This is a genomic window from Kytococcus sp. HMSC28H12, from assembly GCF_001816045.1.
Taxonomy (GTDB): Bacteria; Actinomycetota; Actinomycetes; order Actinomycetales; family Dermatophilaceae; genus Kytococcus; species Kytococcus schroeteri.
Map to the genome: position 1 here is coordinate 1 of NZ_KV824266.1, position 20,378 is coordinate 20,378.

Below are 20,378 nucleotides of genomic sequence, written 5' to 3' on the forward strand. Positions count from 1 at the left end.
GGACGGCCCGGAGGTGGCCGCGCTGGAGGACGGCGTGGCACGGCGGGCCGCCCGTGAACCGCTGCAGCACGTGCTCGGGTACGCCTGGTTCGCCGGGGCGCGCCTGACCGTGGGGCCGGGGGTGTTCGTGCCGCGCCCGGAGACCGAGCTGCTCGTCGAGCGGGCCGGCGAGATCCTCGCCAGCAGGGGTGAGGGTCGAGTGCAGGTCGAGCTGGTGGACCTCTGCACCGGGAGCGGGGCCGTGGTGCTGGGCGTGGCGGCGGCGGTGGAGCGCCGTCGTCAGGCGGGGGAGCGCCTGCCGGAGCTGGTGCTCCGGGCGGTGGAGATCGACCACCGTGCCGCGGAGTACGCCGAGCGCAACATTGAGTCCACGGGGATGACCGTCGACCTCAGGGTGAGTGATGCCCGCGTGGAGTTCGCCGATCGCGAGGGCCAGGTGGACCTCGTGGTGTCCAACCCGCCGTACGTGCCCGACGGGGCCGTGCCGGACGACCCCGAGGTAGCCGACCACGATCCCGAGCGCGCCCTGTACGGCGGGTCGCCGGACGGGCTCGCGGTGCCGCTGCAGCTCGCCCGCCACGCGGCGACGCTGCTGCGCCCGGGCGGGTGGCTCCTCATGGAGCACGACGACACCCAGGGGGAGTCCCTGCCGCGGCTGCTCGGCGAGCTGGGGTACGTGGACGTGGTTGACCACCGCGATCTCGCGGGACGGCCCCGCTTCGTGGAAGGGCGCTGGCCGGGGCGGTGAGCCCGGGCCTCAGGCCTCCTGCACCACCACGCCGAGCTGCGCCCCGGCCAGCCGGGCCAGCTGGGCCGGGGTCACCACCGCGCCGGTGAGCTGCTCCAGGGGCAGGTCCTCGGGGAGGCCCGCTCCCCGCAGGTCCGCGCCGGCCAGGTCCGCCCCCTCCAGCTGGGCGCCGAGGAGATCGCACCCGTCGAAGGTGGCACCGCGGAGCACGGCCCGGGCGAGGACCGCCTCGGTGAGCCGGGTGCCCCCGAACGTGTTGCCCTCCAGCTGGGCGCCGGTGAGGTCGGCCGCGAAGGCCGTCCCGCCCGCCAGGGTGAAGCCGAGGCCCCGTGTGGCCGACAGGCGGGTACCGCTCAGCCGGCAGCCGTCGAGGACCGCGCCGGAGAGGAGGGCCTGCTCGAACGAGGCGTGGGCGAGGTCCACCCCCTCGAAGCGGGCGTCGCACAGGTCGGCGGAGTCCCACCGGGTGGCGTCCCACCGGCCGCCCAGGACGCGCAGGCCGTCCGCGGTGGCGTGGTCGAGCCGGCACCCGGTGGCGGTGCAGTCCCGCAGGACGAGGCCGCTCAGCTCGGTGCCGCGCAGGTCGAGCTCCGGCAGCGTGCAGCGCTCGAGGATGACCCCCTCGAGGGCTGCGTGGCGCACGTTCTGCTCCGAGAGGGTCCGGTCGGCCCAGGTGGTGGGTGCGGGGGTGGGCTGGTCGGGCACAGGGACTCCCGGGGAGCAGGGGCAGGTCACGGTGAGCCTAGGGCCGCTGGCGGGGTGCGGGGCGTGAAAGACTGCACCGACCGCACCCCAGGAGGACAGGCATGAGCCCGGTGTTCGACTGCACCGAACCCACCGACGAGCAGCGCGACGAGGCCTTCGACGCGGCGCAGGAGGCGCTCGCGGAGGGTCGCGTCGTCGTGCTCCCCACCGACACCGTCTACGGCGTGGCCGCCGACCCCTTCCACGCCGAGGGCGTGCCGAACGTGCTCGCAGCCAAGCAGCGCGGGGCGGACAAGCCGCCGCCGGTGATGGTGCCCAGCATCCGCACCGTGGACGGCCTGGCCACCTCGCTGCAGCCCTACGTGCGGAGGCTGCTCAGCGAGTGCTGGCCCGGCCCGCTCACCGTGGTGGTGCAGGCCCAGCCCTCCCTGCAGTGGGACCTCGGGGCCACCAACGGCACCGTGGCGCTGCGCATGCCTGACCACGACCTGGCGCTGCGCCTGCTCTCGCGCACCGGTCCGCTCGCGGTGACCAGCGCCAACGTCACCGGTCAGCCGGCCGCCACCACCGTGCTCGAGGCGGCCACGCAGCTGGGCTCGGCCGTACAGGTGTACCTGGACGGCGGGCCCACCCCCGGCAACCGCCCGTCGACCATCCTCGACTGCACCCGTCCCAGCCCGGTGATCCTGCGCATGGGGGCCCTCTCCGTGGAGCGTCTCGAGGAGGTGCTCGGCGAGGAGGTGCACCTGCGCCTCTCGCCCGCGGAGCCCGAGCCCGCGGCGGACCGCGAGGCCCTGGAGAAGGAGCTCAGGGCCGCCGGCCGGTCCACCGAGGCGGCGGCCGCCGCCTCCGACGGGGCCGTGCCGCACGACCTCACCGAGGCCCCGGTGGAGGACCCGGCCGACGTGCCCCTCATCGACGACGAGGACGAGGAGGCCGGCCGCCGCGAGGAGGCCGAGCAGGAGGCGTGGCTCGCCCGGCTGGAGGAGCAGGAGACGCAGGCCGTGCCGGTCCACCACCCCCTGACGGCTGGCCCCGAGGAGTCTCCGGTGGCGGCGGCCGGGGCGCCGACCGGCCCGGCCCCCAGAGGTGCCACCAGCCTGCGGATGTCCCAGGCCCACGAACTGCCGCCCGAGCCCCCGTCGGAGGAGGTCGTGGAGGACGACGGCGTGGCCCAGGCCCACGAGCCGACGGCCTCGACGCTGCGCACGGTCGCCGTGCCGGTGGACCGGGAGTTCGACGTGGTCGAAGTGGACGCCGAGGGACACGAGGTGCACGACGCCCCGACGCGTAGGCTGCGCAGTGGCCGTGCCCACGAGGCGGGCCCCTCCGCCGACGCCCCGTCGGCCACCCCCGTCAACGACGACAGGAGCACACGATGAGCCAGCCCCCCTTCTTCGGCCCTGACTACACGATGCTGGAGCAGCAGGACCCGGAGATCGCCGCGATCCTGCTCTCGGAACTGGAGCGTCAGCGCACGGGCATCCAGCTCATCGCCAGTGAGAACCAGACCAGCCCCGCGGTGCTCACCGCGCTGGGCTCGACCCTGTCGAACAAGTACGCCGAGGGCTACGCCGGTCGTCGCTACTACGGTGGCTGCGCCGAGGTGGACAAGGCCGAGAACCTGGCCATCGCCCGTGCCAAGGAGCTCTTCGGCGCCGACCACGCCAACGTGCAGCCCCACTCGGGCGCCTCGGCCAACCAGGCCGTCTACGGCGCGTTCGCCAAGCCCGGCGACACCATCCTGGCGATGAGCCTGGACCACGGCGGCCACCTCACCCACGGGTTCAAGGTGAGCTTCTCCGGCAAGTGGTTCAACGCCGTGCACTACGGCGTGAGCGCCGAGACCGAGCACATCGACTACGACGAGGTGGAGCGCCTGGCCAAGGAGCACCGCCCCAAGATCATCCTCGCCGGTGGCTCGGCCATCCCGCGCCTCATCGACTTCGAGCGCTTCCGCGCCATCGCCGATGAGGTCGGGGCGATCTTCTGGGTGGACGCCGCCCACTTCATCGGCCTGGTGGCCGGTGGCGTGATCCCCTCGCCGGTGCCGCACGCCGACGTCGTCTCCTTCACCACGCACAAGGTGCTGCGCGGCCCGCGCGGCGGCGCCATCGTGTGCAAGGAGGAGCACGCCTCGAAGATCGACAAGGCCGTCTTCCCGATGATGCAGGGCGGCCCGCTCATGCACGCCGTGGCCGCCAAGGCCGTGAACTTCCACGAGTGCCTGCAGCCGGCGTACAAGGAGTACGCGGCCAAGGTCGTGGAGAACAGCAAGACGCTGGCCGCCGCCCTGGGCGAGCACGGCCTGCGCCCGATCTCCGGTGGCACCGACACCCACCTCTCGCTGCACGACCTGCGCGAGCTGGGCGTCTCGGGCAAGGACGCCGAGGCCCGCTGCGACGCGGCCGGCCTGGTGCTCAACAAGAACACCATCCCCTTCGACCCGGCCCCGCCGATGCTGGCCTCCGGCGTGCGCGTGGGCACCCCCGCCGTGACGACCCAGGGCATGGGCGTCGAGCAGATGCAGACCATCGCCGACCTCATCGCGAAGGCCGTCACGCAGGGCGAGGGTGAGCCCGAGGGCGCCGTCTCCCGCGAGATCCGCGCCCAGGTCGACCAGCTGACCGAGCAGTTCCCCGCCTACCCCCGCTGAGCACCCGCCGGCCGCCACCCCCCCCGTGGCGGCCGGCTGCTCGCGTCCTGCCCCGAGGAGGTACCCACCGTGCGTGAGTACCTCCTCGTCATGCTCGTGGCCGGGGTCGTCACCTTCTGGCTGACCCCCCTGGTGCGCTGGTTCGCGGTGCGGGCCGGTGCCATCACGCCGGTGCGCGGGCGCGACGTGCACGCGGTGCCCAAGCCGCGCCTGGGGGGCCTGGCGATGCTGGCCGGGCTCTTCGGGGCCACGCTGGTGGCCTCGCGCCTGCCCTACCTCAGCCAGATCTTCGCCGACACGCAGATGTACGGCGTGCTCGCGGCCGCGGTGGTGGTGTCCGCCCTTGGTGCGGCCGACGACCGCTGGGACCTCCACTGGGCGCTCAAGCTCGGCGGGCAGGTGGCCGCGGCCGTGGTGATGGCCGCCCAAGGCGTCTCCCTGATCAGCCTGCCGATCCAGGGCTACACGATCCTGCCCGGGCCGGTCTCGCTGGCGCTCACCATCCTGCTCGTGGTGGCCACGATGAACGCGGTGAACTTCGTGGACGGGCTGGACGGCCTGGCCGCCGGCATGGTCGGCATCGCCGCCGCGGCCTTCTTCGTCTGGAGCTACGAGCTCTCGCACACCTATGACCCGCCCAACGTGTTCAGCACCGCCACCTTCATCACCGCGGTGCTCATGGGCGTGACGGCCGGGTTCCTGCCGCACAACTTCCACCCCTCCCGCCTCTTCATGGGTGATGCCGGGTCGCTGCTGCTGGGGCTGCTCATGGCCGCGGCCACCATCTCGCTGACCGGCACCGTGGACCCGGCCGCGGTGGGTGTGGCCTCCCGGACGGCCGCGGTCGTGCTGCCGCTGGCCCTGCCGGTGGCCGTGGTCGCGATCCCCCTGGTGGACATGCTGCTGGCCGTGGTGCGCCGCACCCGGGCTGGCCGCAAGCCGTGGGACGCCGACGCCCGCCACCTGCACCACCAGCTCCTGCGGCTGGGGCACAGCCACCGCTCGGCCGTGCTCACGATGTACCTGTGGGCCGCCACGCTGGCCGGGGGAGTGCTCTCGTTCAACTACCTGCCCGAGTGGGCCGGGCTGGTGCTGCTCGTCTCGCTCGGGGTGCTCGCCGCGCTGGTGACCTGGGTGGTGCCGCGCCGCGTGGCCCCGGAAGGAGACCCTTTGTGAACCGCTCCCCGTGGGGCCGCATGCTCGTGCACGGCCCGCTGGGCTCCCTGCTCGTCCTCGCGGTCTCGGTGCCCGTGGCGCTGTGGACCCGGGGCCCGGGTGCCGCCGTGACCGCCGCCGGGGTGTGCGTGGTGACCGCGCTCGTGCTCACCACGGGGCTGCTCATGGTCCGGTACGTGCTCGACGGGGCGCCGGCGCTCGTGGTGCCGATGGCGCTGCTCGTCTTCCTGCTGCAGGTGGCCGTCTTCGCCGCCGCGGTCTTCCTCGTGCCGTGGCCGGACGGCTTCGTCTTCTCGCTGGTGGGCGGCATCGCGGTGCTGGCCTGGCAGGCCGGTGTGGTGCACGGCTTCGTCACCGGGCGACACGCCATGACGGTGGAGCCGTACGGGGGCGGCCGTGGCTGACTACAAGGGCCCCTGGGTGGGGGACGACGAGCCGGACGACCCGTGGGAGAAGGAGGCCTGGCGCGGCGGCAGCGCGCGCGGTGCCGACCTCGGTGCAGCGGTGCTGGGCACCCTGCTCACCGGCATCCTCGTGTTCGCCGGGCTGGGGTGGTTGCTGGCCGAGCTGACGGGGTGGCGCTGGGTGGTCCCGGTCGCCACGCTGGTCGGCGTGGGGCTGTCCTTGTACGTGCTGATCCTCAGGTACAGTGACGCCTGACACGGCGACGTCCCGCTGTGCCCACCCGCCCGTCAGCGCCGGTTCTCCGGCGTGGATGCAGGTGGGTTCCGGCTGAAGCAACGCCGACTGACCCCGTGCCCCGCGGCACGCGAACGGGGTCGGACCCCCAGACCCCGTGGAGGAATAGCACGTGAGCCACGCACCGGCCATGCTCGCAGAGGTGGAGTTCCACCAGCCGAGCACCAACGACTTCTGGCTCCCCCTGTTCGAGGTGGGCGGTTTCGCCTTCACCCGCCAGATGCTCGTGGTCATGCTCGTGACCGCCGCGCTGTGTGCCTGGATGATGTGGGCGGCCAAGCGCGCCGCCGTCGTGCCGTCCAAGGGCATGTTCGTCACCGAGGGCATCTACGACTTCGTGCGCAACGGCATCGCCCGTGACCTCATCGGCGGTGAGAAGTTCAAGCCGTTCGTGCCGCTGCTCTTCTCGCTCTTCGTCTTCATCCTGCTCAACAACCTCATGGGCGTGCTGCCTCCGGTGCAGATGCCGACGATGGCCTCCATCGCCTTCCCGGTGGTGCTGACGCTCATCGTCTACGTCGTCTACCACATCGTGGGCATCCGCAAGCACGGCCTCGGGGGCTACCTCAAGACCTTCGTGCCGTCGGGCCTGCCCGTGTTCATCGTGCCGGTGGTCTTCTTCCTGGAGTTCGTCTCCAAGACCATCACCCAGCCGCTGACGCTCGCGCTGCGACTCTTCGGCAACATGCTCGCCGGCCACATGGCCCTGGTGCTGTTCATCATGGGCGGTTGGTTCCTGGTGAACTCCGGCCCGCTGCTGGCCATCGCCGGCGCCGGCTCCTGGATCATGGGTCTGCTCATGACCTTCTTCGAGATCCTCATCCAGTGCCTGCAGGCCTACGTCTTCACCCTGCTGTCGGCCAGCTACATCGGCGCCTCGCTCTCCGAGGACCACTGACCGGCGCACCGCCGGTCCCGGCGGGGAGCACCCCGCCCCCTGACCTTCCTGTCGTACAACTGAACAGCACCACCCCTGAACCCCGCCCCACGTGGAAGGACCGCGTGGGACACAAGGAAAGAGGAACACCATGGACGGCTCGCTGAACCTCGTCGGCTACGGTCTCGCCACCATCGGCCCGGCCATCGCCGTTGGCCTGATCTTCGCTGCCTACATCAACGGTGTGGCGCGTCAGCCCGAGTCCCGCTCGCTCCTGCAGCCGATCGCCATCCTCGGTATGGCCATCGCCGAGGCCCTGGCCATCCTGGGCTTCGTGCTGACCTTCATCCTCTGACGGATCCGCGTCATCACGCGTGACCACCTCGGTGGCACGCACCCCCTGTCGAATCCGTTGAAGGAGACACCGTGCACAACCTGAGTGTGCTGGCTGAGGGTGGGGAGCACGCAGGCCGTAGCGGCACCGACGCGCTCATCCCCTACCTGCCGGAGCTCATCTTCGGTCTCATCGCCATCGGCATCGTCTACTTCGTGGCCAGCAAGTTCTTCGTGCCGGCCATGGAGAAGGCCTACGCCGAGCGCCGTGACGCCATCGAGGGCGGCATGGCCCGTGCCGAGCAGGCCGAGGCCGAGGCCAAGGCAGCCCAGCAGAAGTACGAGTCGCAGCTCGCCGAGGCGCGTGCGGAGGCCAACGCCATCCGTGAGAAGGCCCGTGAGGAGGGCGACGCCATCCGTGCGGAGAAGCGTCAGCTCGCCGACGTGGAGGCCGCCCGGGTCCTGGAGACCGCCCAGAAGCAAATCGCTTCCGAGCGCCAGCAGGCCCAGGTGCAGCTGCGCGGTGAGGTCGGCCGCCTGTCGACCGACCTGGCCGGCCGCATCGTCGGTGAGTCCCTGCAGGACGAGGCCCGGCAGAAGGGTCTCGTGGACCGCTTCCTGGCCGAGCTCGAGTCCGGCAAGGCCACCGTCACCACGAAGGCCCGCTGATGCAGGGCACCTCCATCGGCGCCTACGCCGCCTCGTGCGACGCCCTCGAGCAGCAGCTCGGTGGCGGGGCGCAGGGCATGGACCTGGCCGACCAGCTCTTCGGCGCCGCCGAGGTGCTGGGCGACAGCGGGCAGCTGCGCCGCGCGCTGACCGACCCCACCCGTTCGGGTGAGGACCGGGCGCGCCTGGCGGAGAAGGTGTTCGCGTCGGCGACCGAGCCCGCCCGCCGGGTGCTGGTGGCCGCCGCGGGTCAGCGCTGGCGCTCCGAGGGCGACCTCGGGGAGGCCGTCATCCGCCTGGGTGTCGAGTCCGTCATGGGCTCCGCCGAGCGGACCGGTTCTGCCCAGCGCGTGGCCGACGAGCTGTTCTCCGTGCAGGAGACGTTCACCGGTGACGCCCAGCTGCGCACCGCCCTCACCGACCGCCGTGTCGACCGTGGGGCCAAGCGCGAGCTCGTCCAGCGCCTGCTGGGCGGCAAGGTGGCCCCGGAGACGCTGCGCCTGGTGGAGCAGTCCGTGGCGGGGGCCAAGTCCCTGCGCTTCGACCTGGCGCTGCGCGCCTACCGGGAGATCGCCGCGGCACGTGCCGAGCGACTCATCGCGGTGGCCCACACGGCCGTCCCGCTGACCACTGACCAGCAGGAGCGCCTGCGCTCCGCGCTGGCCACGCAGTACGGCCGAGAGATCACGCTGAACACGGTCATCGACCAGGACGTCGTCGGTGGCGTCCGCGTCGAGGTGGCCGACGACGTGATCGACGGCACCGTCTCGCGCCGACTGGCCGAGGCCCGCGACGGGATGGTCGGGCGCGTCTGAGCGCCCACGGTTCCCGAACCCCCCCCATACACCGGCCGAGACACTGACCAGGGCCCACGAGCGGCCCACCAAGGAGAGATCATGACGGAGCTGTCGATCCGTCCCGAGGAGATCCGGGACGCGCTGGACTCGTTCGTCCAGTCGTACGAGCCCCAGGCTGCCGCCAGCCAGGAGGTGGGCCGCGTGGTCGATGCCGGTGACGGCATCGCGCACGTGGAGGGCCTGCCCTCGGCGATGACCAACGAGCTGCTGAAGTTCGCCGACGGCACGCTGGGCCTGGCGCTGAACCTCGACGTGCACGAGATCGGTGTCGTCGTCCTGGGCGACTTCGCCGGCATCGAGGAGGGCATGGAGGTGCACCGCACCGGCGAGGTCCTCTCGGTCCCGGTGGGCGACGCCTTCCTCGGCCGCGTGGTGAACCCGCTGGGCGAGCCGATCGACGGCCTGGGCGAGATCCAGTCCGAGGGCCGCCGCGCCCTCGAGCTGCAGGCGCCCACCGTGGTGCAGCGCAAGTCGGTGCACGAGCCGATGCAGACCGGCATCAAGGCCGTGGACTCGATGGTGCCGATCGGCCGTGGCCAGCGTCAGCTGATCATCGGTGACCGCCAGACCGGCAAGACCACGGTCGCGGTGGACACCATCCTGAACCAGCGCCGCAACTGGGAGTCCGGCGACGTCAACCAGCAGGTGCGCTGCATCTACGTGGCGATCGGCCAGAAGGGCTCCACCATCGCGGAGGTGCGTCGCACCCTGGAGGAGAACGGCGCGCTGGAGTACACGACCATCGTCGCCGCCCCGGCGTCCGACGCGGCCGGCTTCAAGTACCTGGCCCCGTACACCGGCTCGGCCATCGGCCAGCACTGGATGTACGACGGCAAGCACGTGCTCATCGTGTTCGACGACCTGAGCAAGCAGGCCGAGGCCTACCGCGCCGTGTCGCTGCTGCTGCGCCGCCCGCCGGGCCGCGAGGCCTACCCGGGTGACGTGTTCTACCTGCACAGCCGCCTGCTGGAGCGCTGCGCCAAGCTGAGCGACGACATGGGTGCGGGCTCGATGACCGGTCTGCCGATCATCGAGACGAAGGCCGGCGACATCTCGGCCTACATCCCCACCAACGTCATCTCCATCACCGACGGCCAGATCTTCCTGGAGTCCGACCTCTTCAACTCGGGTGTCCGCCCCGCCATCAACGTGGGTGTGTCGGTGTCCCGAGTCGGTGGTGCGGCCCAGATCAAGGCCATGAAGTCGGTCTCCGGTCGACTGCGCACCGACCTCGCGCAGTTCCGTGAGATGGAGGCCTTCGCCATGTTCGCCTCGGACCTCGACGCGGCCTCCAAGGCCCAGCTGGCCCGTGGTTCGCGCATGGTGGAGCTGCTCAAGCAGCCGCAGTCCTCGCCGATGAACGTCGAGGAGCAGGTGGCGGTCGTCTGGGCCGGCACCAACGGCCACCTGGACGACATCGAGGTGGAGGACGTGCGTCGCTTCGAGGCCGAGTACCTCGACTTCCTGCGCCGCGAGCACTCCGGGCTGTTCTCCTCCATCGTCGAGAGCGGCAAGCTCTCCGACGAGGGCGAGGCCGAGCTCGAGAGCTCCATCGCCGAGTTCAAGCGCCAGTTCCAGGGTTCGGCGAGCACGGGCATCCAGCCCGGTTCTGACGAGCTCGAGGAGAACACCCCCGAGCTGGAGGACGGCGACGTCACCCAGGAGCGGATCGTCAAGACCAAGCGCTGAGTGGGTGCCGGGGAGGGCGCACGCCCTCCCCGGCCCACCAGCCGCGTCCCTCACCGGGGCGCCCCGGGAGACCGGGACCGGCCGCCGGACGGCCACCCCGCCACGGCGGGACACCAGAACGTGCACTGACCACCACCGGAAGGCGGAACGACATGGCAGCGGGGCAGCGGGAGTACCGCCAACGCATCAAGTCCGTCAAGGCCACCAAGAAGATCACCAAGGCGATGGAGCTGATCGCGGCCTCCCGGGTGATCAAGGCGCGCACGCGGGTCGAGGAGACCTCGCCGTACGCCCGCGCCCTGACGCGCGCGGTCTCGGCCGTGGCGACCAACTCCACCGAGGACCACCCCCTCACCACCGAGCGTGCGGAGCCGAAGCGCGCCGCCGTCGTGGTGATCACCTCCGACCGCGGTCTGGCGGGTGCCTACCCGTCCGCGCCGCTGAAGTTCTCCGACCGCCTGGTCGAGGAGCTGCGCAACGAGCACCGCCTCGAGGTGGCCCCCTACCTCGTGGGTCGCAAGGCGGAGGGCTACTACCGCTTCCGCAACCGCGACTGGGCGCGCAACTGGGCCGGCTTCTCCGACGCCCCGACCGTGGAGGCGGCCCGCGAGATCGCCGACGCGATCATCGAGGCCTTCCTGAAGCCCACCGAGGAGGGCGGCGTGGACGAGGTGCACGTGGTGTACACGCGCTTCGTCAACATGGTGACCCAGGAGGTCACCGCCGCCCGCCTGCTCCCGCTGGAGGTCGTCGAGGGTGACGAGGTCACCGCCGACGCCGCCGGGGTCGCGCAGGACGACTCGGGGCTCACGCCGGAGTACGACTTCGAGCCGAGCGCGGAAAAGGTGCTGGACGCCCTGCTGCCGCAGTACGTGTCCTCGCGCATCTACAACATGCTGCTGCAGTCCGCCGCCTCCGAGCTGGCGGCCCGGCAGCGCGCCATGAAGTCCGCGACGGACAACGCCGAGGACCTCATCAAGGACTACACGCGACTGGCCAACCAGGCGCGTCAGGCCGACATCACGCAGGAAATCAGCGAGATCGTGGGTGGCGCTGCCGCCCTCGCCGACGCCAAGTGACCGAGCAGTGACGGACAAGAAGGAAACGGATCACATGAACGCCACCATTGCCGCGGAGAACACCTCCGCCACCCAGCAGGCCGGCGGTGTCGGACGTCTGGCTCGGATCATCGGGCCGGTCGTCGACGTCGAGTTCCCGCCGGACGCGGTGCCCGCCATCTACAACCTCCTGAAGGTCGACGTCGAGCTCGACGGTGAGACCAAGACGCTGAACCTCGAGGTCGCCCAGAACATCGGTGACAACCTGGTCCGCGCCATCTCGCTGCAGCCGACCGACGGCTTGGTGCGCGGCGCCGAGGTCAAGGACACCGGCGGCCCCATCAGCGTGCCGGTGGGTGAGGTCACCCTGGGCAAGGTCTTCAACGCCACCGGTGAGTGCCTCAACCTGGAGCCGGGCGAGCAGCTCGAGGTCTCCGAGCGCTGGGGCATCCACCGCCCCGCCCCGGACTTCGACAAGCTGGAGTCCAAGACCCAGATGTTCGAGACCGGCATCAAGGTCATCGACCTGCTGACCCCCTACGTGCAGGGTGGGAAGATCGGCCTGTTCGGTGGCGCCGGCGTGGGCAAGACGGTGCTCATCCAGGAGATGATCGCCCGTGTGGCCCGCGACCACGGTGGTGTGTCGGTGTTCGCCGGTGTGGGCGAGCGCACCCGTGAGGGCAACGACCTCATGGTCGAGATGGAGGAGGCCGGCGTCCTCGGCCAGACCGCCCTGGTCTTCGGCCAGATGGACGAGCCGCCGGGCACGCGTCTGCGCGTCGCCCTCTCGGCCCTGACCATGGCCGAGTACTTCCGCGACGTGAAGAAGCAGGACGTGCTGCTCTTCATCGACAACATCTTCCGCTTCACCCAGGCCGGTTCCGAGGTCTCCACGCTGCTGGGCCGCATGCCCTCGGCCGTGGGCTACCAGCCGACCCTGGCCGACGAGATGGGTGTGCTCCAGGAGCGCATCACCTCGACCCGTGGTCACTCGATCACCTCCATGCAGGCGATCTACGTGCCGGCCGACGACTACACCGACCCGGCCCCGGCGACCACCTTCGCCCACCTCGACGCCACGACCGAGCTCTCCCGCCCGATCGCGTCGATGGGTATCTACCCGGCCGTGGACCCGCTGACCTCCACCAGCCGCATCCTGGACCCGCGCTACATCGCGAAGGACCACTACGAGACCGCGGTCCGGATCAAGTCGATCCTGCAGAAGTACAAGGAGCTGCAGGACATCATCGCGATCCTGGGTATCGACGAGCTCTCCGAGGAGGACAAGATCCTCGTCGGTCGTGCCCGCCGCATCCAGCGCTTCCTCTCGCAGAACACCTACGTGGCCAAGCAGTTCACCGGCATCGAGGGTTCGACCGTGCCGCTGGCCGAGACCATCGAGGCGTTCACCAAGATCGCCGACGGTGAGTACGACCACGTGCCGGAGCAGGCATTCTTCATGTGCGGTGGCCTCGACGACGTCGAGCGCCAGGCCCACGAGCTGGAGAAGAACAGCTGACCAGCACCCGCTGACGGCGAAGGCCCCCACCGATCCGGTGGGGGCCTTCCTCGTGGGGGAGGGGCGGGCCCGCGGGGGACGGGCCCGGCCCGGTGGCTCACTTGCGGTGGAAGAGGAACCAGCTGGTGGCGATGTACTTGTCGCCGCCCTTGGGCATGTTGCCGCGGTGGGTGTGGGTGAACGCGGCGGGCGCGATGAGCAGAGCGCCCTTGCGGGGCTCCACGAGGTGGCCCTGGTAGAGGAACTCCGTGCCGCCCTCGTCGAAGGTGTCGTTGAGGTAGACGGTCCACAGGCAGTGGCGGTGCAGCGCCTCGTGCGTGGAGTCGGTGGGCATGGTCTCGCAGTGCCAGTAGGGGTAGCCGCCCTCGTCGGCGGTGTAGCGCTGCACGTTGATGCCGCCGGGGCGCAGCGCCGTGCCGGCCATCTGGATGACGTCGCGGTCGCTCATGGCGCGCACCTCCTCGGGGGTGATGCGCGTGGTGGTGCCGTCCGGGGTGGTGCGCTGGAACATCATCGGCGCCAGGAGGGTGTGCGGGTAGGTGCGCACGTACTCCACGAGGCAGCGGCTGGCGGCGGCCACGAGCTCGGCCTCGATCTCGCGCCACTCCGGCTTGTCCGAGATGAAGACGTCCACGGACCTCTTCATGGTGGGGTCCACGCCGCCGCCGGTGCGGCCGGGGCCCTGGGCCTTGCTCTCCTCGAACGCCTCGATGATGCGGTCGCAGAGCTCGGGGGAGAGGGCGTCGGGGTAGACCTCGATGAAGTCGCGCCCCACGGAGTCGTCGGTGTGCTGGCTCGTCGTCATGGGGCCTATCGTGACACCGCCCACACACGCGACACGCGCGGCCCCGCGCGAAGGAGCACGCATGACCGCAGCTGGCACCGGCTTCTGGGCCCTCCACGGCGACGGACGCACCATCGCCCCCGACGGCGTGGTGCGTCCCCGGGAGCGCCTCAGCTGGCCGCGGACCCTGGGCGTCGGGGCCCAGCACGTGGTGGCCATGTTCGGTGCCACCTTCCTCGTGCCGCTGCTCACCGGCTTCCCGCCGTCCACCACGCTCTTCTTCTCCGGCGTGGGCACGCTGCTCTTCCTGGTGCTCACCGGCGGGCGCATCCCGAGCTACCTCGGCTCGTCCTTCGCCTTCATCGCGCCGCTGGGGGCCGCCACCGCCGCGCACGGGCACGCCGGGGCGCTCGGCGGCGTGGTGCTCACCGGTCTGGCGATGGTGGTCGTGGGCCTCGTGGTGCAGGTGGCCGGTCACGCGTGGATCGGGCGGCTCATGCCGCCGCTGGTGACCGGTGCCATCGTGGCGCTCATCGGCCTCAACCTGGCGCCGGCGGCCAAGGCGAACTTCATGACCTCCCCGGTGACCGCCCTGGTCACGCTGCTGGCCGTGGTGCTGGCCACGGTGGCCCTGCGCGGGCTGCTGGGGCGCCTGGCGATCCTGCTGGGCGTGGCCGTCGGCTACGTGGTGGCCCTGGTGCGCGGCGAGGTGGACCTGCAGCCGGCCCACGACGCGGCGTGGTTCGGCCTGCCGGGGTTCACCAGCCCGACCTTCCACCCCTCGGTGCTGGCGCTCTTCGTGCCGGTGGTGCTGGTGCTCGTGGCCGAGAACGTGGGCCACGTGAAGTCCGTGGCCGCGATGACCGACCAGGACCTGGACCCGCTCATGGGCCGGGCGCTGGTGGCCGACGGGCTGGCCACCACCCTGGCCGGTTCCGGCGGCGGGTCGGGCACCACCACCTACGCCGAGAACATCGGCGTCATGGCCGCCACGCGCGTGTACTCCACGGCGGCCTACCTGGTAGCCGGCCTGGCCGCGGTGCTGCTGAGCCTCTCGCCCAAGGTGGGCGCCCTCATCGCCACCGTGCCGGCGGGCGTGCTGGGCGGGGTGTCCACGGTGCTCTACGGCATGATCGGCGTGCTCGGGGTGCGCATCTGGATGGAGAACCGGGTGGACTTCTCCCACCCGATCAACCTCACCACCGCCGGGGCCGCGCTGGTGATCGGCATCGCGGACTTCACGTGGCGCTTCGGGCAGGTGACCTTCGCCGGCATCGCGCTGGGCACGGCCGCCGCGCTGGTGGTCTTCCACCTCATGCGGTGGGTGAACTCCCTGACCGGTGCCACGACCGACCCGCTGCTGCCGATGGGGCACCCCACGGGCGCCGCCGACACGGGCCGCGGCACGCCCTCGCCCTGAGGCCGGAGCACGCTGTGGTTCCGCGTACGATGGGCCACCTCACACCCCCGACCTTCCAGGAGAACCCGGTGAGCCACCTGACCGTTGACCTCGTTGCCGCCGACCGCCAGGTGTGGAGTGGCGAGGCCACCATGGTGACCGCGCGCACGACCGAGGGCGAGCTCGGCATCATGCCGGGCCACACCCCGCTGCTGGGCGCGCTGGTGTCCGGTGCGGTGGGCATCCACACCACCTCGGGCAAGGAGGAGGTCACCATCGACACCGGCTTCCTCTCCGTGGACGGCGACCGGGTCACCGTGGTGGCCGAGAAGGTCGACGCGAGCTCCCTGACCGCCTGACCCGCCGGTGGGGTCCACCCTCCGCACGGCCGAGGCCGTCGTCCTCGCCGTCGTCCTGGCGGCGCTGCTCTGGCTGCTCTTCAGCTGGTGGCGCCGCATCCGCATCAGCGGGGGGCAGTACACCGCCCTGTGCCGCGTGCGCGCCGCCGGGACCACCCGCCCGGCCATCGTGCGTCTGGGCCCGCGGGCCGTCGAGTTCCACTCCCTGTGGGGTGCCGGTACGCGCCCCTTCGCGGCGCTGCGCCGCACCACGGTGGAGATCCAGTGGCTCGACGAGCAGACTCCCGTGGCCGGTTCGCGGTGGGTGCGGCTGACCGGTGAGGCCGCCCCGCGCGGGCCCCGGGTCCCGTCGGGGGAGGGCATCGACGTCGTGCTCTCACCGGGAGCGGGCCGCGCGCTGCGCGCCTGGCAGGAGACCCTGCCCCCGGGTCACTCCTTCTCGACGGACCTCTGAGAGCGGCCCCCACCGGGCTGCCAGAGCACGTCGCCCTCGGGGCCCGCGGCGCTGCGCGCCAGGATGAACAGCAGGTCCGAGAGCCGGTTGAGGTACTGGCCGGGCAGCCGCGACACGCCCCCCGTGCCCTTGGGTGCCCCCTCGGCGGCGGGCACGTCACCGTGCACCGCCACCGCCGTCCACGCCGCCCGCTCGGCACGGCGCACCACGGTGCGTGCCACGTGCAGGTGCGCCGCCAGCGGACCGCCGCCGGGCAGGATGAAGCTCCGCAGCGCGGGCAGGCCCTCGTTGAAGCGGTCGCAGTCGGCCTCGAGGTCGTCGACCCACTCCTGGGTCACGCGCAGCGGCTCGTACTCGTAGCGGGCCCGCAGCGGCAGGGAGAGGTCGGCCCCCACGTCGAAGAGCTCGTTCTGGACCCGGCGCAGCACGGCGGCCACCTCGGGGTGCTCGGCGGTGTGCAGCATCGCGATGCCCAGGGCCGCGTTCGCCTCGTCGGTGTCGGCGTAGGCCACGAGGCGCGGGTCGTCCTTGGTGGTGCGGCCGAAGTCGCCCAGTCCGGTCGTGCCGTCGTCGCCGGTGCGGGTGTAGATGCGCGTGAGGTTGACCATGGGGCCAGCCTGTCACCCGCCGGGGGTGGTCGGCGGCGCGGGGCGCTCAGAACAGGCGGCCCTCGGCGTCGTCCAACCCGCGCAGGGCGTCGTAGTCCAGGGTCACGCAGCGGATGCCGCGGTCCTCGGCCAGGGTGCGGGCCTGGGGGCGGATCACCTGGGCGGCGAACACGCCCTCGACCGGGGCCAGATGGGGGTCGCGGTTGAGCAGCTCGAGATAGCGGGTGAGCTGCTCCACGCCGTCGATGCCGCCGCGGCGCTTGATCTCCACGGCCACCGTGCGCCCGTGGGAGTCCTTGCACAGCAGGTCCACCGGGCCGATGGGGGTCATCCACTCGCGGCGTACCAGGCTCCAGCCCTCGCCCAGGGTGGTGACGTGCTCGGCGAGCAGCTCCTGCAGCTGGGCCTCCACGCCGTCCTTGACCAGCCCGGGGTCCACGCCGAGCTCGTGGCTGACGTCCTCGAGCACCTCGTGGAGGTGGATGACCAACTGGTCGCCGCTCTTGCGGTGGCGCACGGTCCAGACGCGCTCCACACCCTCCTCGGTGAGCTCCTCGGAGGGCTCGGTCTCCACGAGCGTGCACGGCGGGGTCATCCAGTTGAGCGGCTTGTAGGAGCCGCCGTCGGAGTGCACGAGCACCGAGCCGTCGGCCTTCACCACCAGCAGGCGGGTGGCCAGCGGGAGGTGGGCCGTGAGGGCTCCGGTGTAGTCGACCTGGCAGCGGGCGATGACGAGACGCACGCGCGGCACCCTACGCCAGCAGGGGCCGCGCGTGCGTCGCGCGAAGTGGTCGGGAGCGCCTCAGTGGGTCACGGCGCCCACGGAGGCCGACCGGACGAGGCGGGAGTACTTGGCCAGCACGCCCCGCCGGGCCCGCGCGGGTGGCTCGGGGGCCTCCCACGCGGCGCGGCGGCGCTCCAGCTCCGCCTCGTCGACCTCGAGGTCGAGGGCGCCGGCGGCCACGTCCAGCACGATGCCGTCGCCGTCCTGCACCAGCGCCACCGGCCCGCCGTCGACCGCCTCGGGGGCCACATGCCCCACGCACGGACCGGTGGTGCCGCCGGAGAAGGGGCCGTCGGTCACCGGCAGCACGTCCTTGCCGAGACCGGCGCCCTTGATGGCCCCGGTGATGGCGAGCATCTCGCGCATCCCCGGGCCGCCGCGGGGCCCTTCCTGGCGGATGACCACCACGTCGCCGGCCGAGGGGGGAGGGGGAACCGAGAACCCGGGGAGCGTCAGGCGCTCGCGGTCGGGGCGGGCCGGGCCGGCCAGGGCGTCCTTGGTGACGTCCACCAGCACCGGGCCGGGGCGGCCGGAGGCGGCCAGCTCGAAGGCGCTGGCGATGGTGGGGCCGATCTCGTCGGGGTCGGTGACCAGGAAGGAGTGCTTGGTGACCGGCATCGTGATGGAGCGGATGTCCGCCTCCTGGAAGGCGTCGGTGCCCATCGAGCCCGCGGGGACGTTGCCGGTGATGGCCACGACCGGCACCGAGTCCATCGCCGCGTCGGTCAGCGGGGTGACGAGGTTGGTGGCACCCGGGCCGGAGGTGGCCAGACAGACGCCCACCTTGCCGGTGGAGACCGCGTAGCCGGTGGCCGCGTGTCCGGCCGCCTGCTCGTGGCGCACCAGCACGTGGCGCAGCCGGCGCGAGGAGTGCAGCGCGTCGTAGAGCGGCAGCACGGCCCCACCGGGGAGTCCGAAGAGGTGCTCCACCCCCAGTCGCTCGAGCGTGGCGACGAGCACCTCGGCGCCGGTGCGGGGCGGCGTGGCGGTGGTTCCGGGGGCCGGCCGGTGGCGGTCCGGGGGGGGGCGGTGCGGTGGTCGGGTCGGCGGTGGAGGTGCTCTGCGGGGTCATGGCGTCCTCGGGGTGGGTGCTTTCGGGTAACAAAAAACCCCCGGACCCGGAACTTCGGGTGCACGAGGGTGGGGACGCGTCGCGTCGAGTGGTCAGGTCGTGGCGCGTTCCTGCATGAGAATGACGAACTGGATGTTCTGCATGGGCCCCACCTGCGGCATGGAGCGGCAAAGGTCAACAGGTTCGGGCGACGTGGGAGAGTGAGCCCCATGACACGGATCGCATCGGTGGGAGTCGTCGGCCTGGGCACCATGGGGGCCGGCATCGTGGAGGTCTTCGCGCGCGGTGGCGTGCGCGTGGTGGGCGTGGAGATGACGCCCGAGCTCGCAGAGCGGGGCCGGGGGCTGCTGGAGGCCTCCACCGCCCGCGCCGTCCAGAAGGGCAAGCTCGACGTGGCCGGGCAGCAGGCCCTGCTCGAGGCGGTGACCTTCTCCAGCGACCTGGCGGACCTGGCCCAGGTGGACCTCGTGGTGGAGGCCGTGCCCGAGCGGATGGACATCAAGCACGAGGTCTTCGGCCGCCTCGACGAGGTCACGAGGCCCGAGGCGATCCTGGCCACCAACACCTCGAGCCTCTCGGTCACCGAGATCGCCGCCGGCACGCAGCGCCGTGACCGCGTGGTGGGCATGCACTTCTTCAACCCGGCCCCGGTGCAGAAGCTCGTGGAGGTGGTGCACACCCCGGTGACCGACCCGGCCGCCGTCGAGGCCGTGGCCGAGTTGGCCACCCGGCTGGGCAAGCAGCCGGTGGTCGTGGCCGACCGGGCCGGCTTCGTGGCCAACCACCTCCTCTACGGCTACATGAACCGTGCCGGCCAGCTGTACTTCGACGGCGCCGTGGACGCGGCCGACCTGGACACCGCCATGCACGTGGGGGCGGGCTTGCCGATGGGGCCGCTGACCCTCATGGACCTCGTGGGCCTGGACGTCTGCGCCGGCATCGGCGGGGTCATCCACTCGCTCACGCACAAGCACATGCATGCCCCCAGCTACGAGCTGGCCACGATGGTGCAGGCCGGCCTGCTGGGCCGCAAGAGCGGCGCGGGCTTCCACCCCTACTCGGCGGAGGCCCGTCAGGCCGCGGCGGCGCGGGCGCAGGAGCCGGCGGCGCCGCGCGAGGTGACCGTGGTGGGCGTCATCGGCGCCGGCGAGGAGGCCGACGAGCTGGCCGAGGCGCTCGCGGGCACCGGGCGCGAGGTGGTCCGCATCGAGGAGGCCGGGGCCGACCTGGGCGCGCTGTCCGGTGCGCAGGTGGTCTTCGAGGCCGCCGAGGTGGTGGACCCGCTCGAGGAGGACTGGGACGAGGCCGAGCCCGAGGAGCTCGAGGCCGCCTTCATCGAGCTGGACGCGCTCTTCCTGGAGCTCGGACGCGTGCTGCCGGCCGACGCCGTGGTCGTCTCGCTGACGGCCGACACGACGCTGGACCTGGCCGCCACCAGCGGCCGCCACGCCGATGCGCTGCGGGCCGTGCTGCACGAGGCCACGGGGTACGGGCGGCTGCTGGAGCTGGGCCGCACCACCACGACCTCCCGCGAGGCCGAGGCCACGGTGCGCGCGCTGGCGCAGGAGGCGGGGCTCACCGCGGTGGTGGTGCGCGACCAGCCCGGTCTGGTGGTGGAGTCGCTGCTGGTGCCCTTCCTCAACGAGGCCGTGCTCATGGCCCAGTCCGGGTACGCCAGCCCGGAGGACATCGACACCGCCATGGTGGCCGGGTGCGGCTACCCGATGGGGCCGTTCGGCTACATCGACCAGCTGGGGGCCGACCACGTGCTCGACGTGCAGTCCGGGCTCTTCGGCGCCACGCAGGACCCGGGCCTGGCGCCCGCCGCAGCCCTGGTGGACGCCGCCGTGCTCGACCTGCCGCTGCGCGACGCCACCCCGCGCGCCTGAGGACGCGCGATGGGGAAGGCCCGTCGACGAGGCGGTGCCCGCG

22 protein-coding genes are annotated in these 20,378 nt (G+C 72.0%); 17 read left to right on the forward strand and 5 right to left on the reverse strand.

What is annotated here, in order from left to right; all coding sequences use genetic code 11:
* A partial coding sequence (gene prmC / locus HMPREF3099_RS00650; RefSeq protein ID WP_070703285.1) for a peptide chain release factor N(5)-glutamine methyltransferase occupies nucleotides 1-748 on the forward strand: 748 nt, incomplete at its 5' end.
* Between the two features lie 9 nt (nucleotides 749-757).
* Here the strand turns inward: prmC and HMPREF3099_RS13205 are convergent.
* Complete coding sequence (locus HMPREF3099_RS13205) at nucleotides 758-1,453, reverse strand: pentapeptide repeat-containing protein (protein ID WP_070703286.1); 696 nt, start codon at nucleotides 1,451-1,453, stop codon at nucleotides 758-760.
* A gap of 101 nt (nucleotides 1,454-1,554) precedes the next feature.
* Here HMPREF3099_RS13205 and HMPREF3099_RS12195 point away from each other — a divergent pair, with 101 nt between their 5' ends.
* The 12 genes from HMPREF3099_RS12195 (at nucleotide 1,555) to atpD (ending at nucleotide 12,986) form a co-directional block, all read left to right on the forward strand.
* Nucleotides 1,555-2,835, forward strand: coding sequence for an L-threonylcarbamoyladenylate synthase (locus HMPREF3099_RS12195; protein WP_070703287.1), 1,281 nt, complete (start codon nucleotides 1,555-1,557; stop codon nucleotides 2,833-2,835).
* A complete protein-coding gene (gene glyA / locus HMPREF3099_RS00665) occupies nucleotides 2,832-4,109 on the forward strand; it encodes a serine hydroxymethyltransferase (RefSeq protein ID WP_070703288.1) in 1,278 nt (425 codons plus the stop codon). Before HMPREF3099_RS12195 ends, glyA begins: the two co-directional genes overlap by 4 nt.
* 69 nt (nucleotides 4,110-4,178) lie before the next feature.
* Nucleotides 4,179-5,285 (forward strand): glycosyltransferase family 4 protein, encoded by a 1,107-nt coding sequence (locus tag HMPREF3099_RS00670; RefSeq protein WP_070703289.1) that lies wholly within the window; start codon nucleotides 4,179-4,181, stop codon nucleotides 5,283-5,285.
* On the forward strand, nucleotides 5,282-5,689 hold the full coding sequence (locus HMPREF3099_RS00675; RefSeq protein ID WP_070703290.1) for a hypothetical protein: 408 nt from the start codon (nucleotides 5,282-5,284) through the stop codon (nucleotides 5,687-5,689). The genes HMPREF3099_RS00670 and HMPREF3099_RS00675 overlap by 4 nt, the downstream gene beginning before the upstream one ends.
* Nucleotides 5,682-5,945, forward strand: coding sequence for a hypothetical protein (locus tag HMPREF3099_RS00680; protein ID WP_070703291.1), 264 nt, complete (start codon nucleotides 5,682-5,684; stop codon nucleotides 5,943-5,945). Before HMPREF3099_RS00675 ends, HMPREF3099_RS00680 begins: the two co-directional genes overlap by 8 nt.
* A 151-nt stretch (nucleotides 5,946-6,096) precedes the next feature.
* On the forward strand, nucleotides 6,097-6,882 hold the full coding sequence (atpB, locus tag HMPREF3099_RS00685; protein WP_083323360.1) for a F0F1 ATP synthase subunit A: 786 nt from the start codon (nucleotides 6,097-6,099) through the stop codon (nucleotides 6,880-6,882).
* Between the two features lie 130 nt (nucleotides 6,883-7,012).
* Complete coding sequence (locus HMPREF3099_RS00690; RefSeq protein ID WP_070703292.1) at nucleotides 7,013-7,216, forward strand: ATP synthase F0 subunit C; 204 nt, start codon at nucleotides 7,013-7,015, stop codon at nucleotides 7,214-7,216.
* 71 nt (nucleotides 7,217-7,287) lie between these two features.
* Entirely contained in the window at nucleotides 7,288-7,863 is a 576-nt protein-coding gene (locus HMPREF3099_RS00695) for a F0F1 ATP synthase subunit B (RefSeq protein WP_083323361.1), read from the forward strand.
* Nucleotides 7,863-8,678, forward strand: coding sequence for a F0F1 ATP synthase subunit delta (locus HMPREF3099_RS00700; RefSeq protein WP_070703293.1), 816 nt, complete (start codon nucleotides 7,863-7,865; stop codon nucleotides 8,676-8,678). Before HMPREF3099_RS00695 ends, HMPREF3099_RS00700 begins: the two co-directional genes overlap by 1 nt.
* An 81-nt stretch (nucleotides 8,679-8,759) precedes the next feature.
* Nucleotides 8,760-10,409 (forward strand): F0F1 ATP synthase subunit alpha, encoded by a 1,650-nt coding sequence (gene atpA / locus HMPREF3099_RS00705; protein WP_070703294.1) that lies wholly within the window; start codon nucleotides 8,760-8,762, stop codon nucleotides 10,407-10,409.
* Between the two features lie 152 nt (nucleotides 10,410-10,561).
* The gene (locus HMPREF3099_RS00710) at nucleotides 10,562-11,488 is read left to right on the forward strand and encodes a F0F1 ATP synthase subunit gamma (RefSeq protein ID WP_070703295.1); all 927 of its coding nucleotides are present in this window, start codon (nucleotides 10,562-10,564) and stop codon (nucleotides 11,486-11,488) included.
* A 34-nt stretch (nucleotides 11,489-11,522) separates the two neighbouring features.
* Entirely contained in the window at nucleotides 11,523-12,986 is a 1,464-nt protein-coding gene (atpD, locus tag HMPREF3099_RS00715) for a F0F1 ATP synthase subunit beta (RefSeq protein ID WP_070703296.1), read from the forward strand.
* Nucleotides 12,987-13,083: 97 nt separating this feature from the next.
* Here the strand turns inward: atpD and HMPREF3099_RS00720 are convergent, their stop codons facing one another.
* On the reverse strand, nucleotides 13,084-13,791 hold the full coding sequence (locus tag HMPREF3099_RS00720) for a 2OG-Fe(II) oxygenase (RefSeq protein WP_070703297.1): 708 nt from the start codon (nucleotides 13,789-13,791) through the stop codon (nucleotides 13,084-13,086).
* 61 nt (nucleotides 13,792-13,852) lie between these two features.
* Between HMPREF3099_RS00720 and HMPREF3099_RS00725 the strand changes: the two genes are divergently transcribed.
* From HMPREF3099_RS00725 to HMPREF3099_RS00735, 3 genes are all read left to right on the forward strand, one after another.
* On the forward strand, nucleotides 13,853-15,190 hold the full coding sequence (locus tag HMPREF3099_RS00725; protein WP_070703298.1) for a uracil-xanthine permease family protein: 1,338 nt from the start codon (nucleotides 13,853-13,855) through the stop codon (nucleotides 15,188-15,190).
* A 68-nt stretch (nucleotides 15,191-15,258) separates the two neighbouring features.
* Complete coding sequence (locus HMPREF3099_RS00730; protein ID WP_070703306.1) at nucleotides 15,259-15,528, forward strand: F0F1 ATP synthase subunit epsilon; 270 nt, start codon at nucleotides 15,259-15,261, stop codon at nucleotides 15,526-15,528.
* 7 nt (nucleotides 15,529-15,535) lie between these two features.
* Nucleotides 15,536-15,982, forward strand: a complete 447-nt coding sequence (locus tag HMPREF3099_RS00735) for a DUF2550 family protein (protein WP_070703299.1) — start codon at nucleotides 15,536-15,538, stop codon at nucleotides 15,980-15,982.
* On the opposite strand, the gene HMPREF3099_RS00740 is transcribed toward HMPREF3099_RS00735, so the two are convergent.
* The 3 genes from HMPREF3099_RS00740 to HMPREF3099_RS13685 are packed head-to-tail and all read right to left on the reverse strand — an operon-like array spanning nucleotide 15,958 to nucleotide 18,334.
* Nucleotides 15,958-16,590: a cob(I)yrinic acid a,c-diamide adenosyltransferase gene (locus HMPREF3099_RS00740; RefSeq protein ID WP_070703300.1), complete on the reverse strand. Its 633-nt coding sequence runs from the start codon at nucleotides 16,588-16,590 to the stop codon at nucleotides 15,958-15,960. The genes HMPREF3099_RS00735 and HMPREF3099_RS00740 overlap by 25 nt on opposite strands.
* A gap of 46 nt (nucleotides 16,591-16,636) precedes the next feature.
* Entirely contained in the window at nucleotides 16,637-17,332 is a 696-nt protein-coding gene (gene nucS, locus HMPREF3099_RS00745; RefSeq protein WP_070703301.1) for an endonuclease NucS, read from the reverse strand.
* Between the two features lie 60 nt (nucleotides 17,333-17,392).
* A complete protein-coding gene (locus HMPREF3099_RS13685) occupies nucleotides 17,393-18,334 on the reverse strand; it encodes a thiamine pyrophosphate-binding protein (protein ID WP_070703302.1) in 942 nt (313 codons plus the stop codon).
* A 321-nt stretch (nucleotides 18,335-18,655) separates the two neighbouring features.
* Here HMPREF3099_RS13685 and HMPREF3099_RS00755 point away from each other — a divergent pair, with 321 nt between their 5' ends.
* Nucleotides 18,656-20,335 (forward strand): 3-hydroxyacyl-CoA dehydrogenase family protein, encoded by a 1,680-nt coding sequence (locus HMPREF3099_RS00755; protein WP_070703303.1) that lies wholly within the window; start codon nucleotides 18,656-18,658, stop codon nucleotides 20,333-20,335.
* The last annotated feature ends 43 nt before the right edge of the window (nucleotides 20,336-20,378 follow it).

Coding starts and splice junctions, on each gene's coding strand:
- HMPREF3099_RS00690 (WP_070703292.1), top strand. CDS start 7,013: ATGGACGGCTCGCTGAACCTCGTCGGCTACGGTCTCGCCACCATCGGC.
- glyA (WP_070703288.1), top strand. CDS start 2,832: ATGAGCCAGCCCCCCTTCTTCGGCCCTGACTACACGATGCTGGAGCAG.
- HMPREF3099_RS00720 (WP_070703297.1), bottom strand. CDS start 13,791: ATGACGACGAGCCAGCACACCGACGACTCCGTGGGGCGCGACTTCATC.
- atpD (WP_070703296.1), top strand. CDS start 11,523: ATGAACGCCACCATTGCCGCGGAGAACACCTCCGCCACCCAGCAGGCC.
- atpA (WP_070703294.1), top strand. CDS start 8,760: ATGACGGAGCTGTCGATCCGTCCCGAGGAGATCCGGGACGCGCTGGAC.
- HMPREF3099_RS00740 (WP_070703300.1), bottom strand. CDS start 16,590: ATGGTCAACCTCACGCGCATCTACACCCGCACCGGCGACGACGGCACG.
- HMPREF3099_RS00755 (WP_070703303.1), top strand. CDS start 18,656: ATGACACGGATCGCATCGGTGGGAGTCGTCGGCCTGGGCACCATGGGG.
- HMPREF3099_RS00710 (WP_070703295.1), top strand. CDS start 10,562: ATGGCAGCGGGGCAGCGGGAGTACCGCCAACGCATCAAGTCCGTCAAG.
- HMPREF3099_RS12195 (WP_070703287.1), top strand. CDS start 1,555: ATGAGCCCGGTGTTCGACTGCACCGAACCCACCGACGAGCAGCGCGAC.
- HMPREF3099_RS00725 (WP_070703298.1), top strand. CDS start 13,853: ATGACCGCAGCTGGCACCGGCTTCTGGGCCCTCCACGGCGACGGACGC.
- HMPREF3099_RS00700 (WP_070703293.1), top strand. CDS start 7,863: ATGCAGGGCACCTCCATCGGCGCCTACGCCGCCTCGTGCGACGCCCTC.